1 protein-coding gene is annotated in these 15,947 nt (G+C 62.9%); it reads left to right on the top strand.

Annotation, left to right across the window (positions count from 1 at the left end):
- Nucleotides 1-15,945, top strand: a 15,945-nt coding sequence (locus N8H71_RS27905; protein ID WP_347710528.1) for an immunoglobulin-like domain-containing protein, incomplete at its 5' end; no start/stop codon positions are given.
- Between the last annotated feature and the right edge of the window lie 2 nt (nt 15,946-15,947).

The raw sequence follows: 15,947 nt of genomic DNA, 5'->3' as shown, positions 1-15,947 counted from the left end.
CTGACCAACCCGGCGCAGACGCCGGTGACCGTCACCCTGTCGAACGGTTCGACCATCACCATCGGCGCCGGCCAGACCACCGGCAGCGTCAACGTGCCGACCGCACCGAATGACGTCTACAACAACGGCGGCACCGTCAGCACCACGATTACCGGGGCCACCGGCGGCAATTTCGAGAATCTGGTACCGAACACGACGCCAGCGACCACTACCGTTACCGACTCCATCGACACCACCAACCTGTCGCTGAGCGCGACCGGTTCCGTGGCTGAAGGCGGTTCGATCGTCTACACCGCAACCCTGACCAATCCTGCCGGCACCCCGGTGACCGTGACGTTGAGCAACGGCGCCGTCATCACCATCGAGGCTGGCAAAACTACCGACACCGTGACCGTTCCGGCGCCAGCCGATGACGTCTATAAAGACGCCGGCAAGGTTGAAGTCACCATCAAGGACGCCACCGGGGGCAACTTCGAGAACCTGGTACCAAGCACCGTTCCGGCCGTTACCGAAGTCACTGACACTATCGACACCACCACGGTAAAACTCACCGCGACCGAGTCGGCAGCTGAAGGCGGCACTGTCACTTATACCGCTACTGTCGGCGCACCAGTGACCGGTTCGCCGGTCACCGTGACCTTGGCCAACGGTCAATCGATCACCATCGAAGTCGGCAAAACCACCGGCACCGTGACCACCACTGCGCCGAACGATGCGTTGACCGGCAATGCACCACTGACCAACTCGATCACCGGCGTTTCCGGCGGCAATTACGAAAATCTGGTGGCCGACAAGACTCCGGTTTCGACCACGGTGACAGACGTTGCCGACACCACCAATCTGACGCTGAGCGCCACCGGCACTGTCGCTGAAGGGGGTTCGATTGTTTACACCGCGACCCTGACCAATCCGGCTGGCACGCCAGTGACCGTGACGTTGAGCAACGGCTCCGTCATTACCATTGAAGCGGGCAAAACCACTGGCACCGTGACCGTTCCGGCGCCAGCCGATGACGTCTACAAAGACGCCGGCAAAGTCGAAGTGACCATCAAGGACGCCACCGGCGGCAATTTCGAGAACCTGGTGCCAAGCACCGTTCCGGCTGTCACCGATGTCACCGATACCATCGACACCACCACCGTCAAACTGACCGCGACCGAGTCAGCAGCTGAGGGTGGCACCGTTACTTACACCGCGACAGTTGGCGCCCCGGTAACCGGCTCGCCTGTCACCGTGACCCTGGCTAACGGTCAGTCGATCACCATCGAAGTCGGCAAAACCACCGGCACCGTGACCACCACCGCACCGAACGACGCATTGGCCGGCAATGCGCCGCTGACCAACGCGATCACCGGCGTGAGCGGCGGCAACTACGAGAATCTGGTCGCCGACAAGACGCCGGTCAGCACCACCGTGACCGACACCGTCGACACCACCAACCTGACCCTGAGCGCCACCGATTCCGTGGCCGAGGGCGGCTCGATCATCTACACCGCGACGCTGACCAATCCGGCCGGCACTCCGGTGACCGTGACCTTGAGCAACGGCTCCGTCATCACCATCGAAGCGGGCAAGACCACCGGCACCGTGACCGTTCCAGCCCCTGCCGATGACGTCTACAAAGATGCCGGCAAAGTCGAAGCGACCATCACCGGCGCAACCGGCGGCAACTTCGAAAACCTGGTGCCAAGCACCGTTCCGGCCGTGACCCAGGTCACCGACACCATCGACACCTCGACGGTCAAACTGACCGCGACCGAATCGGCAGCTGAAGGCGGCACCGTCACTTACACTGCGACCGTTGGCGCCCCGGTAACCGGCTCGCCTGTCACCGTGACCCTGGCCAACGGTCAGGCGATCACCATCGAAGTCGGCAAAACCACCGGCACCGTCACCACCACGGCGCCGAATGACGTTCTGGCCGGCCATGCACCGCTGACCAACTCGATCACCAACGTCAGCGGCGGCAACTACGAAAACCTCGTAGCCGACAAAACACCGGTCAGCACTAACATCACCGACACCGTCGACACCACCACCGTATCGCTGACCGCCACCGGCAACGTCAACGAGGGCGGGCAGATCGTCTACACCGCCACCCTGACCAACCCGGCCGGCACCCCGGTGACCGTGACGTTGAGCAACGGCTCCGTCATTACCATCGAAGCCGGCAAAACCACTGGCACCGTCACCGTTCCAGCCCCGGCCGATGACGTCTACAAAGATGCCGGCAAAGTCGAAGTGACTATCAAGGACACCTCCGGCGGCAATTTCGAAAACCTGGTGGCCAACCCGACGCCGGCGGTGACCAACGTCGCCGACACCATCAACACCACGCACCTGACTCTCAGCGCCGAAAGCTATGTGCTCGAAGGCACGTCGATCACCTACACCGCGACCCTGACCAACGCCGCGCAAACGCCGGTGACCGTCAACCTGAGCAACGGCCAGACCATCGTTATCGAGGCCGGCAAGACCAGCGGTTCGGTGACCATCCCGGCACCGAGCGATGACGTCTACAAGGATGTCAGCAAGCTCACCGTGACCATGACCGATGCCAGCGGCGGCAACTTCGAGAAACTCGACGTCAGCAAGACGCCGGTCAGCACCACGGTCAACGACACCATCGACAAGACCACGCTGACCCTGAGCGCCAGCGACACCGTCAGCGAAGGTGGCCAGATCACCTACACCGCGACCCTGAGCAACCCGGCCGGCACCGCCATGACCGTGACCCTGGCCAACGGCGCGGTCATCAACATCGCCGCCGGTGCCACCAGCGGTTCGGTGAATTTCCCTGCGCCGGCCAACACGCCTTACATTGATGGCGGCAAGGTGCAGACCGCGATTGCCAGCCACAGCGGCGGCAACTTCGAGCAGGTCGATGCCAACCGTACGGCTGTGGTGACCAAGGTCACCGACACCGTCGACACCACCAATATCAGCCTGAGCGCCACCGGTTCGGTCGCCGAGGGCGGCTCGATCGTCTACACCGCGACCCTGACCAACCCGGCCGGCACGGCCATGACCGTGACCCTGAGCAACGGCGCGGTGATCAACATCGCCAAAGGCGCGAGCACCGGCACCATCACCGTCGCCGCACCGGGCGATGACGTGTACAAGGACGCCGGCAAAGTCGACGCCAGCATCACCAAGACCACGGGCGGCAACTTTGAAAACCTGGTGGTCGACAAGACCCCGGCGGTGACCGACGTCACCGACACCATCGACAACAGCACCGTTTCCCTGAGCGCCACGGCCAGCACCGTTGAAGGCGGCGTGGTGGTTTACACCGCCTCCGTCACCGCACCGGTGACCGGTTCGCCGGTGGTCGTGACGCTGTCCAACGGGCAGACCATCACCATCCCGGTCGGCGCCAGCAGCGCCAGCGTCAACTACACCGCACCGAACGATGCACTGGCCGGCGGCAACACGCTGAGCGTGAAGATCGACGGCACCAGCGGCGGCAATTACGAAAACCTGGTCGCCGACAAGACTCCGGCCGTGACGTCAGTCACCGACACCGTCGACACCACCAACCTGACCTTGAGCGCTACAGGTACGGTGGCTGAAGGTGGTTCGATCGTTTACACCGCGACCCTGACCAACCCGGCCGGCACTCCGGTGACGGTGACGTTGAGCAACGGCTCGGTGATCACCATCGAAGCGGGTAAAACCACTGGCACCGTGACCGTTCCGGCTCCGGCCGATGACGTCTACAAAGACGCCGGCAAAGTCGAAGTGACCATCAAGGATGCGTCCGGCGGCAACTTCGAGAATCTGGTTCCGAGCACCGTTCCGGCGGTCACTGAAGTGACTGACACCATCGATACGTCGACCGTGAAGCTGAGCGCCGATACGTCGGTAGCCGAGGGTGGCACCGTCACCTACACCGCCACTGTTGGCGCGCCCGTGACCGGTTCGCCGGTCACCGTGACCTTGGCCAACGGTCAGACCATCACCATCGAAGTCGGCAAGACCACCGGCACCATCACCACCACCGCGCCGAACGATGCGCTCAACGGTCATACACCGCTGAGCAACTCGATCACTGGCGTGAGCGGCGGTAACTACGAAAACCTGGTGGCCGACAAGACACCGGTCAGCACCACCGTGACCGACACCGTCGACACCACCGACCTGACGCTGACTGCGACCGGTACCGTGGCCGAAGGTGGCTCGATCACCTACACCGCGACGCTGACCAATCCGGCCGGCACTCCGGTGACCGTGACGTTGAGCAACGGCTCCGTCATCACCATCGAGGCCGGCAAAACCACCGGCACCGTGACTGTCGACGCGCCGAAAGACGACGTCTACAAGGACGCCGGTAAAGTCGAAGTGACCATCAAGGATGCGACTGGTGGCAACTTCGAGAATCTGGTGCCGAGCACCGTTCCGGCCGTTACCGAAGTCACTGACACCATCGACACCACCACGGTCAAACTGACCGCGACCGAGTCGGCGGCGGAAGGCGGCACCGTTACTTACACCGCGACTGTCGGCGCTCCGGTTACGGGTTCGCCTGTGAACGTGACTCTGGCCAATGGTCAGTCGATCACCATCGAGGTGGGCAAAACCACCGGCACCATCACCACCACGGCGCCGAACGATGCACTCAACGGCCACACGCCGCTGACCAACGCGATCACCGGTGTGAGCGGCGGTAACTACGAAAATCTCGTGGCCGACAAAACGCCGGTCAGCACTACCGTGACCGACACCGTCGACAACACCGACCTGACGCTGACCGCGACCGGCACCGTGGCCGAAGGTGGCTCGATCACCTACACCGCGACCCTGACCAATCCGGCCGGCACTCCGGTGACCGTGACGTTGAGCAACGGCTCCGTCATTACCATCGAGGCCGGCAAAACCACCGGCACCGTAACCGTTGATGCGCCGAAAGATGACGTCTACAAGGACGCCGGCAAAGTCGAAGTCACGATCAAGGACGCAACGGGTGGCAACTTCGAGAATCTGGTGCCGAGCACCGTTCCAGCCGTAACTGACGTAACCGACACCATCGACACCACCACCGTCAAACTGACCGCGACCGAGTCGGCGGCCGAAGGCGGCACCGTTACTTACACCGCCACTGTTGGCGCACCTGTCACCGGTTCGCCTGTGACCGTGACACTGGCCAATGGTCAGTCGATCACCATTGAAGTGGGTAAAACCACCGGCACCATCACCACCACCGCGCCGAACGACGCGTTGAATGGTCACACCCCGCTGACCAACGCGATCACCGGCGTGAGCGGCGGCAACTACGAAAACCTCGTGGCCGACAAAACCCCGGTCAGCACCACCGTGACCGATACCGTCGACACCACCAACCTGACCCTGAGCGCCACTGACTCGGTGGCCGAGGGCGGTTCGATCGTTTACACCGCGACCCTGACCAACCCGGCCGGCACCCCAGTGACCGTGACGCTGAGCAACGGCGCCGTCATCACCATCGAAGCCGGTAAAACCACCGGCACCGTGACCGTCGATGCGCCGAAGGACGACGTCTACAAAGACGCCGGCAAGGTCGAAGTGACCATCAAGGATGCAACCGGCGGCAACTTCGAGAACCTGGTGCCAAGCACCGTTCCAGCCGTCACCGATGTCACCGACACCATCGACACCTCGACCGTCAAACTGACCGCGACCGAGTCGGCTGCTGAAGGCGGCACTGTTACCTACACCGCCACCGTTGGCGCCCCGGTAACCGGCTCGCCTGTGACCGTGAACCTGGCCAATGGTCAGTCGATCACCATCGAAGTCGGCAAGACCACCGGCACCGTCACCACCACCGCGCCGAACGATGCACTCAACGGCCACACGCCGCTGACCAACTCGATCACCGGCGTGAGCGGCGGCAACTACGAAAACCTCGTGGCCGACAAAACGCCGGTCAGCACCACCGTGACCGACACCGTCGACACCACTAACCTGACCCTGAGCGCCACGCCGGAAGTCAACGAAGGTGGCCAGATCACCTACACCGCGACCCTGACAAACGCCGCCGGCACCCCGGTGACCGTGACGTTGAGCAACGGCGCCGTGATCACCATCGAGGCCGGCAAAACCTCCGGCACCGTGACCGTCGATGCACCGAAGGACGACGTCTACAAGGACGCCGGCAAAGTCGAGACGACCATTTCGACCACCACCGGTGGCAACTTCGAAAACCTGGTCACCAGCACCGCCCCGGCGGTCACCACCGTCAATGACACCATCGACACGTCCACCGTCTCGCTGACCGCCACCGCCAACGTCGCCGAAGGCGAAACCGTGGTCTACACCGCGACCGTGACCGCGCCAGTGACCGGTTCGCCGGTCGTCGTGACCCTGTCCAACGGCCAGACCATCACCATCGCCGTCGGCGAGACCACCGGCACCGTGAACTTCGTCGCGCCGAACAGCCCGCTGGCGGGCGGCAGCTCGCTGAGCGTGACCATCGACAAGGCCACCGGTGGCAACTACGAAAACCTGGCGGTCGACGGCAAGTCCGCCGACACCTCGGTATCGGACACTGTCGACACGACCAACCTGAACCTGACGGCCACCGATTCGGTTGCCGAGGGTGGTTCGATCACTTACACCGCAACACTGACCAACCCGGCGGGTACGCCGGTGACCGTGACGTTGAGCAACGGCGCCGTCATCACCATCGAGGCCGGTAAAACCACCGGCACCGTGACCGTTGATGCGCCGAAAGACGACGTCTACAAAGACGCCGGCAAAGTCGAGGCGACCATTTCGACCGCCACCGGTGGCGGTTTCGAGAACCTGGTGCCGAGCACTGTTCCGGCCGTGACCAACGTCACCGACACCATCGACACCACCACGGTGAAACTGACCGCGACCGAGTCGGCGGCGGAAGGCGGCACCGTTACTTACACCGCGACTGTTGGCGCGCCAGTGACCGGTTCGCCTGTGACCGTGACCCTGTCCAACGGACAGTCGATCACCATCGAAGTGGGCAAAACCACCGGCACCGTCACCACCACCGCGCCGAACGATGCGCTCAACGGCCATGCGCCGCTGACCAACGCGATCACTGGCGTGACTGGCGGTAACTACGAAAACCTCGTGGCCGACAAGACGCCGGTCAGCACCACCGTGACCGACACCGTCGACACCACCAACCTGACCCTGAGCGCCACTGGCTCGGTGGCCGAGGGTGGTTCGATCATCTACACCGCGACCCTGACCAACCCGGCCGGCACGCCGGTGACCGTGACCCTGTCGAACGGCGCCGTGATCACCATCGAGGCCGGCAAAACCACCGGCACCGTGACCGTCGATGCGCCGAAAGACGACGTCTACAAAGATGCGGGCAAAGTCGAAGCAACCATTTCGACCGCCACCGGTGGCAACTTCGAGAATCTGGTGCCGAGTACCGTTCCGGCCGTGACCGAAGTCACCGACACCATCGACACCACCACGGTCAAACTGACCGCGACTGAATCGGCAGCTGAAGGCGGCACCGTCACTTACACCGCGACCGTCGGCGCGCCTGTGACCGGCTCGCCAGTCACCGTGACGCTGTCCAACGGTCAGTCGATCACCATCGAGGTGGGCAAGACCACTGGCACCGTGACCACCACTGCGCCGAACGATGCGTTGAACGGCCACACCCCGTTGACCAACGCGATCACCGGCGTAACCGGCGGCAACTACGAAAACCTCGTAGCCGACAAAACCCCGGTCAGCACCACCGTGACCGACACCGTCGACACCACCAATCTGTCGCTGACCGCGACCGACAGCGTGGCCGAAGGCGGTTCGATCGTTTACACCGCGACCCTGACCAACCCGGCCGGCACCCCGCTGACCGTGACTCTGTCGAACGGCGCCGTCATCACCATCGAGGCCGGTAAAACCACCGGCACCGTGACCGTTGCCGCGCCAGCCGATGACGTCTACAAGGACGCCGGCAAGGTCGAAGTAACCATCAAGGACGCAACCGGTGGCAACTTCGAGAACCTGGTGCCAAGCACTGTTCCGGCTGTCACTGAAGTCACCGACACCGTCGACACGACGACCGTGAAGCTGACCGCTTCCGAAACGGCCGCTGAAGGTGGCACCGTCACTTACACCGCGACTGTTGGCGCGCCAGTGACCGGTTCGCCAGTCACCGTGACCCTGGCCAACGGTCAGTCGATAACCATCGAAGTCGGCAAGACCACTGGCACTGTCACCACCACGGCACCTAACGATGCGCTCAACGGCCACACGCCGCTGACCAACGCGATCACTGGCGTGACTGGCGGCAACTACGAAAATCTCGTAGCCGACAAAACGCCGGTTTCGACCACCGTGACTGACACCGTCGACACCACCAACCTGACCCTGAGCGCTACCAATTCGGTGGCCGAGGGTGGTTCGATCACTTACACCGCCACCCTGACCAACGCTGCGGGCACCCCGGTGACCGTGACCTTGAGCAACGGCGCCGTGATCACCATCGAGGCCGGCAAAACCACCGGCACAGTGACCGTCGACGCACCGAAAGACGACGTCTATAAAGATGCCGGCAAAGTCGAAGCGACCATTTCGACCGCCACCGGTGGCAACTTCGAGAACCTGGTGCCGAGCACCGTTCCGGCCGTGACCGAAGTCACCGACACCATCGACACCACCACGGTCAAACTGACCGCGACCGAGTCGGCGGCTGAAGGCGGCACCGTCACCTACACCGCCACCGTGGGCGCGCCTGTGACCGGTTCGCCAGTCACCGTGACGCTGTCCAACGGTCAGTCGATCACCATCGAAGTCGGCAAGACCACCGGCACCGTCACCACCACCGCACCGAACGATGCGCTGACCGGCCACACGCCGTTGACCAACGCGATCACCGGCGTGACGGGCGGCAACTACGAAAACCTCGTAGCCGACAAAACACCGGTTTCGACCACCGTCACTGACACCGTCGACACCACCAACCTGACCCTCAGCGCCACCAATTCGGTTGCCGAGGGCGGTTCGATCATCTACACCGCGACCCTGACCAACGCCGCTGGCTCGCCAGTGACCGTGACCTTGTCGAACGGCGCCGTCATCACCATCGAAGCCGGTAAAACCACTGGCACCGTGACCGTTCCTGCGCCAGCCGATGACGTCTACAAGGACGCCGGCAACGTGCAGGCCACGATCACCAATGCCACTGGCGGCAACTTCGAAAACCTGGTGCCAAGCACTGTTCCGGCCGTTACCCAGGTCACCGATACCATCGACACCACCACGGTGAAACTGACCGCGACCACGACGGCGGCTGAAGGTGGCACTGTCACCTACACCGCGACCGTGGGCGCTCCTGTGACTGGCTCGCCAGTGACCGTGAACCTGTCGAATGGCCAGAGCATCACCATCGAAGTGGGTAAAACCACCGGCACCGTGACCACCACGGCACCGAACGATGCGCTCAACGGCCACACGCCGCTGACCAACGCGATCACCAACGTGACGGGCGGCAACTACGAAAACCTCGTGGCCGACAAGACGCCGGTCAGCACTACCGTGACCGACACCGTCGACACCACCAACCTGTCGCTGAGCGCGACTGGCACCGTGGCCGAAGGTGGTTCGATCACCTACACCGCGACCCTGACCAACGCTGCTGGCACTCCGGTGACCGTAACCTTGAGCAACGGCGCCGTCATTACCATCGAAGCCGGTAAAACTACGGGCACCGTGACCGTCGCAGCGCCAGCCGATGACGTCTACAAAGACGCCGGCAATGTGCAAGCCACGATCACCAACGCCACCGGCGGCAATTTCGAAAACCTGGTGACCAGCACCACGCCAGCAGTGACCAGCGTTACTGACACCATCGACACCACCACGGTGAAGCTGACCGCAACCGCGACAGCTGCTGAAGGTGGCACCGTCACCTACACCGCGACCGTGGGTGCGCCGGTGACCGGCTCGCCTGTGACCGTAAACCTGTCCAACGGCCAGAGCATCACCATCGAAGTCGGCAAAACTACCGGCACCGTGACCACCACCGCGCCGAACGACGTGCTGACCGGTCATGCACCGCTGACCAACGCCATCACCGGCGTGAGCGGTGGTAACTACGAAAATCTGGTGGCTGATAAGACCCCGGTTTCGACCACCGTCACCGATACCGTCGACACCACCAACCTGTCGCTCAGCGCGACCGGCACCGTGGCCGAGGGTGGTTCGATTACCTACACCGCGACCCTGACCAACGCCGCTGGCTCGCCAGTGACCGTGACCCTGAGCAATGGTTCGGTGATCACCATCGAAGCCGGCAAAACCACCGGCACCGTGACTGTTCCTGCGCCAGCTGACGACGTCTACAAAGATGCCGGCAACGTACAGGCCACGATCACCAACGCCACCGGTGGTAACTTCGAGAACCTGGTCACCAGCACCACACCAGCGGTGACCAGCGTTACTGACACCATCGACACCACCACCGTGAAGCTGACTGCGACCGCAACAGCTGCTGAAGGTGGCAACGTTGTCTACACCGCCACCGTCGGCGCGCCTGTGACCGGCTCTCCAGTCACTGTGACCCTGTCGAACGGTCAGTCGATCACCATCGAAGTCGGCAAAACCACCGGCACCGTCACCACCACTGCGCCTAACGACGTGTTGAATGGTCATGCACCACTGACCAACGCGATCACTAACGTGAGCGGTGGTAACTACGAAAATCTGGTGGCTGACAAGACCCCGGTTTCGACCACCGTCACTGACACCGTCGACACCACCAACCTGTCCCTTAGCGCCACCACTTCGGTCGCCGAGGGTGGTTCGATCACTTACACCGCCACACTGACCAATGCTGCGGGCACCCCGGTGACCGTGACCTTGAGCAACGGCGCCGTGATCACCATCGAAGCGGGCAAAACCACCGGCACCGTGACCGTTCCTGCCCCGGCGGACGATGTCTACAAAGACGCCGGCAACGTGCAGGCCACGATCACCAACGCCAGCGGTGGCAACTTCGAGAATCTGGTCACCAGCACCACACCAGCGGTAACCAGCGTTACTGACACCATCGACACCACCACCGTGAAGCTGACTGCGACCGCGACAGCTGCCGAAGGTGGCAACGTTGTCTACACCGCGACTGTCGGCGCGCCAGTGACAGGCTCTCCAGTCACTGTGACCCTGTCGAATGGTCAGTCGATCACCATCGAAGTCGGCAAAACCACCGGCACCGTGACCACCACCGCGCCGAACGACGCGTTGACCGGCCACACACCGCTGACCAACTCGATCACCAACGTTTCTGGCGGCAACTACGAAAATCTCGTGGCCGACAAGACGCCGGTCTCGACCACCGTCACCGACACTATCGACACCACCAACCTGTCGCTGAGCGCAACTGGCACCGTGGCCGAGGGTGGCCAGATCACTTACACCGCAACCCTGACCAACGCCGCTGGTTCGCCAGTGACCGTGACCCTGAGCAACGGCTCGGTGATCACCATCGAAGCGGGCAAGACCACCGGCACCGTGACCGTTCCTGCTCCAGCCGATGACGTCTACAAAGACGCCGGCAATGTGCAGGCCACGATCAAGTCCGCCACCGGTGGCAACTTCGAGAACCTGGTCACCAGCACCACACCAGCAGTGACCAGCGTTACCGACACCATCGACACCACCACCGTGAAGCTGACCGCGACCACGACGGCGGCCGAGGGTGGCAACGTTGTCTACACCGCGACTGTCGGCGCGCCAGTGACAGGCTCACCTGTGACTGTGACCCTGGCCAACGGTCAGTCGATCACCATCGAAGTCGGCAAGACCACCGGCACCGTGACCACCACCGCGCCGAACGACGCGTTGACCGGCCACACACCGCTGACCAACTCGATCACCAACGTTTCTGGCGGCAACTACGAAAATCTCGTGGCCGACAAGACGCCGGTCAGCACCACCGTCACCGACACCATTGACACCACCAACCTGTCGCTCAGCGCGACCGGTACCGTGGCTGAAGGTGGCTCAATCACTTACACCGCAACTCTGACCAACGCCGCTGGCTCGCCAGTGACCGTGACCCTGAGCAACGGTTCGGTGATCACCATCGAAGCGGGCAAGTCCACCGGCACCGTGACCGTTCCTGCGCCAGCCGACGACGTCTACAAGGATGCCGGCAATGTGCAGGCCACGATCACCAACGCTACCGGCGGCAATTTCGAAAACCTGGTGACCAGCAACACACCAGCCGTGACCAGCGTCACCGATACCATCGACACCACCACCGTCAGCATCACCGGCAGCACCTCGGTGACCGAAGGCCAGACTGCCAGCTACACCGTCAGCCTGACGCACCCGGCGCAGACCGAAGTGACCCTGAAAATCGTCTACAGCGGCACCGCCGCCGACGGTTCGGACTTCACCGGCGTGTACACCGTGAAGATCCCGGCGGGTGCCAGCAGCGCGCAGTTCAACGTTGCGACCATCGATGACAAGATCACCGAAGGCACCGAGAACTTCGTGGTCAAAATTGATTCGGCCACCGGTGGCAACTTCGAAAACCTGGCGGTCAGCAGCACCAATGGCAGCGTCAGCACCTCGATCATCGACAACGATGCGCCGCCGGTCATCGACCTCGACGCCAACAACTCCAGCGGTGCCACCGGGGCCGACTACAAGGTGACCTTCACCGAGAACACCCCGGGCGCAGGCGTGTCGATTGCCGACACCGACATCAAGATCACCGACCCGGACAGCACCATGCTGACCGGCGCCACCATCGTGCTGACCAACCGTCAGGACGGCGATGCGCTGAATCTGGGCAACAGCGTCAACGGCATCACCATCAATGCCAACAGCACCAATGGCACGATCACGCTGACCCTCTCGGGCAATGCGACGCTTGCCGACTACATGCAGCAGATCAAAAACATCAGCTTCACCAACAGCAGTGAAGACCCGAGCACCGTGCCACGGATCATCACCGTGACCGTGACCGATGGCGGCAACTACTCCAACGTCGCGACCACCACGGTCAACGTAGTGGCAGTCAACGATGCGCCGGTCGCTGCACCGGTCAACGTCACCGGCACCGAAGACACCCCGCTGGTCCTCGGCTGGTCGACCTTCGGCGTCAGCGACGTCGACAGCCCGGCCAGCAGCCTGGGCGTGAAAATCACCCAGCTGCCGGGCGAAGGCAAACTGCAGTACCTGGACGGCTCGACCTGGAAAGACGTCGCCACCAACCAGACCTTCAGCAAGGCTGACATCGACGCTGGCAAGCTGCGCTTCCTGCCAGATGCCAACGAGTCGGGCGTGAATGGTTACGGCGGCACCGGCCTGGGTAACAACCAGGCGGACTACGCGCAGATCAAGTTCCAGCCAACCGACGGCCAGTTGCTGGGCAACACCGGCACCGTGAAGATCGATATCACGCCGGTGGCGGATGCACCGACCCTGTCGGTCGCCGACAACAGCGTGAAGTCCACCGGGCTGATCAAGGAAGTCTGGACCGGTCTGTCGGGCCTGGGCACCGACGGCAGCGGCGCGAATTCGACCACCCTGAAAAACGTGATCGACGGTGCCGGCAAGCCGAACACCAGCGGCACTGTGAACAACGTGCAGTCCGATGGCAGCGTGACCGCCGGCACCGCGTCGAAAACCTCGGGCCTGATCTATCTGGAAGCCGGCAAGACCTACACCTTCAGCGGCACCGGTGATGACAGCCTGTTGGTGACCATCGGCGGCAAGAGCGTGGCGTCCACGACGTGGGGCGCGGGTGGCAACCTCAACGGTTCGTTCACCCCGACCACCAGCGGCTACTACACCCTGGACATCTACCACCACAACCAGAGCGGCCCGGGCAGCTACGACGTCAACCTGTCGGTCAACGGCAGCACGCCGATCGACCTGAGCAGTGCCGGCGTGCCGATCTACACCGGCGTGCAGGATCTGGTGAATGCCGGCGTGACCGTCTCCGATCTGCACGGAAGCAACGGCGAAGGCTATTACGACGGCTACAAGCTCAACACCGGCGCCGAAGGCACCACGGTGAAACTGTCGTCGATCAGCACCGCACTGACCGACACCGACGGTTCGGAAACCCTTAGCATCAAGATCAGCGGCGCACCGGTAGGTTCGGTGCTCAGCGACGGCGCAGGCCACAGCTTCACCGTGACCGCCACCAGCGGCGACGCCAACGTCACCGGCTGGAACCTCGGTACCCTGACCGTGACCCCGCCGACCTACTACAACGGCCAGTTCAACCTGACCGTGACCTCGACCTCCACCGAGGCCGTGGGCGGCTCGGCCAGCACCACCGCGACCATCCCGGTCACCGTGGTGCCGGCGGTCTACAACGCGGTGGTCGCCACCTCGGCCGACGACACCGTCACCGGCACCGACGGCAACGACATCATCGTCGCCGACATCGGCGGCCTGACCGTGGTGCCGGGCACCAACTACAACATCGCGTTCATGGTCGACAGCTCGGGCAGTATGAGCGCGTCGTCGATCAACGCGGCCAAGGACTCGCTGACGTCGGTGTTCAACACCCTCAAACAGAGCCTGGGCAGCAACTCCGGCACGGTGAACATCTTCCTGGTGGACTTCGATACCCAAGTCAACAAGTCGGTGTCGGTGAACCTCAACGACCCGAATGCGCTGACCTTGCTCAAGGCCGTGCTGGACTCGATGTCGTCCGGCGGCGGCACCAACTACGAAGACGTGTTCAAGGCCACGGCGAACTTCTTCCAGAGCGCCGAAGCGGTGGCCAACACCGGGGCGAAGAACCTCACGTACTTCATCACCGACGGCCAGCCGACCTACTACCAGAGCGGCGAACAGACCAACCCGACGCTGTACGGCAACGTGAAGCTCGACGACGTGGTGAAAACCAGCAACTACAAGCTGGGCAGCAGCTTCGCCACCTACATCGACAGCACCCACTACCTGAGCATCAGCACTGCCGGTGAAGTGGTGCTGCAGACGCTCAAGAACGGCAACTGGAACTGGAACAGCCTGGGCACCATCCACGCCCAGGGTGACGGCACCTACGAGATCTCGAGCCTGGCGGGCAGCGGCAACAGCACTTCCTCGAACACTACCGACAACTCCGCCGCCGGTTTCGCGCTGCTGAGCGGTCTGTCGAACGTCGAAGCGATCGGCCTGAACAACGGCGTCAGTCTCAACGACCTGAAACCGTACGACTCGGACAAGACACCGCAGACCAACATCGATCCGAAGGACCTGGCCAACTCGATCATCGGCCACACCGAAGCGACGATGCCGGGCAACGACACCGTCAGCGGTGGCGACGGCAACGACATCCTGTTCGGCGACCTGGTGAGCTTCAACGGCATTGCCGGCGAGGGTTATCAGGCGATGCAGGCATTCGTGGCCAAGGAAACCGGAGTCGACGTCAGCAAAGTCACCACCAGCAACGTGCACCAGTACATCACCGAGCACTATCAGGCGTTCGATGTGTCCGGTGCCCACGATGGCAACGACACGCTGCTGGGCGGCGCGGGCAATGACATCCTGTTCGGCTCGGGCGGCAACGACTTGCTCGACGGCGGCAAGGGCAATGACATCCTGCTCGGCGGCACCGGTAACGACACGCTGATCGGCGGTCCGGGCAACGACATCCTGATCGGTGGTTCGGGTGGCGACACCTTCGTCTGGAAATCGGGCGATACCGGCAACGACGTGATCAAGGACTTCAAGGCCAGCGAAGGCGACCGCATCGACCTGCGCGACCTGTTGCAGGGCGAGACCGGCAGCACCATCGACAACTTCCTGAAGATCACCACGGTCGACGGCGTGTCGTCGCTGCAAGTCAGTTCGGGCGGTAAGTTCAACTCGGGCGATGCCGCAGCCGCGACACCGGACGTGACGATCAAACTGGAAGGCAATAACTGGTCGAGCGCCAACATTCACAACCTGATTGCCGGCAGCGACCCGACCATCAAGGTCGACCACAACAACAGCTGATG

The organism is Pseudomonas koreensis, assembly GCF_025447595.1.
Classification (GTDB): domain Bacteria; phylum Pseudomonadota; class Gammaproteobacteria; order Pseudomonadales; family Pseudomonadaceae; genus Aquipseudomonas; species Aquipseudomonas koreensis_H.
Note: the sequence above shows the minus strand (reverse complement) of the source record. Positions and strands in the feature narration are given on the sequence as shown.